This window comes from Microcystis sp. M53598_WE2, assembly GCF_030067735.1.
GTDB classification, from domain to species: Bacteria; Cyanobacteriota; Cyanobacteriia; order Cyanobacteriales; family Microcystaceae; genus Microcystis; species Microcystis aeruginosa.
Genome location: NZ_JASJFE010000534.1, coordinates 1 through 1219, shown reverse-complemented (window position 1 = coordinate 1219; position 1219 = coordinate 1). Strand labels below are relative to the sequence as shown.

Genomic DNA, 1219 nt, shown 5'->3' with positions numbered 1-1219 from the left:
TTCATAATTCATAATTCATAATTCCCTTCTCCTTTTCTGGTTATCTGTCATTTGTCAAGTAAATAAATCTAAAAATTTTGGCTAATTTTTGGACCCCTCTCCATACTCGTCTGGAAACCACGGTGAAAAAGGGACAATTACTACCTAAAAATGCGTCTCTATTAGTGGCATTGTCGGCGGGTCAGGATTCCCTCTGTTTAGGGCAATTATTGCTGGATTTGCGCTCTCGTTGGGGTTGGCAACTAGCGATCGCTCATTGTGATCACCGTTGGTCTCAGGACCGAGGATTAGTGGATCATGTGCAGAAAATCGCCGAAATTTGGCAATTACCCGTTTATATTACCACCGCACCCCCCATGGCGGAAACGGAAGCCAAGGCCCGACAATGGCGTTATCAAGCTTTACAAACAATCGCCCAAGAACAGGGTTTTAATTATCTTCTCACGGCACACACGAGGAGCGATCGAGCGGAAACTTTTCTTTATAATCTCACGCGCGGGGCCGGTAGTGATGGACTTTCTGCCTTAACTTGGTTGACAAGTTTAACCTCAGATATTTTTTTAGTCCGTCCCCTCTTAAATGTCACTCGCGGGGAAACTTTCGCTTTTTGTCAAAGTCGAGAATTACCGATCTGGTATGATCGAGCTAATGAGAATTTACGCTATGCTCGCAATCGCATCCGTCAGGAATTATTACCCTACCTGCAAACTAATTTAAATCCCCAAATCGAAAAACATCTCGCCCAAACTGCCGAAATTTTGGAAGCAGAAAGCGATTATTTAGATAGTATTGCCCGGGATATTTTTCGCCAGGTTATCGATCTAGATCAACAAAGACTCGATCGCTCCCCTTTACAAATTCTACCTCTAGCGATACAAAGACGAGTGATTCGTTTATTTTTGGCTCAATATTTACCCTCATCCCCTAATTTTGCCGAAGTTGAGTCAGTGGTTAATCTCATTACTGGTGTTAATCGCGATGCCACTTCCTCCCTAACGGGCAAAATTCGGGCAGAAGTCCAACAAAATTGGCTATATATCAGTTATCAGTGATCAGTTATCAGTTATCAGTTATCAGATTACAGTTTTAAGTGGACAGTGTTAGGTGAAAACTTCGCTACTTTCTTTTCACTGATTAAGTGGGTGGGTGGAATTAAATATAAGATGAACGTAGGTTGGGTTGAAGCATGAAACCCAACACCCGCTCATGTTACGCTACC

At 42.7% G+C, this 1219-nt stretch carries 1 protein-coding gene; it reads left to right on the top strand.

The genetic code is table 11. The annotated features are described in order from the left end of the window. Positions 1-77: 77 nt before the first annotated feature. On the top strand, positions 78-1052 hold the full coding sequence (tilS, locus tag PX636_RS10905; protein WP_288117164.1) for a tRNA lysidine(34) synthetase TilS: 975 nt from the start codon (positions 78-80) through the stop codon (positions 1050-1052). Positions 1053-1219 lie beyond the last annotated feature (167 nt).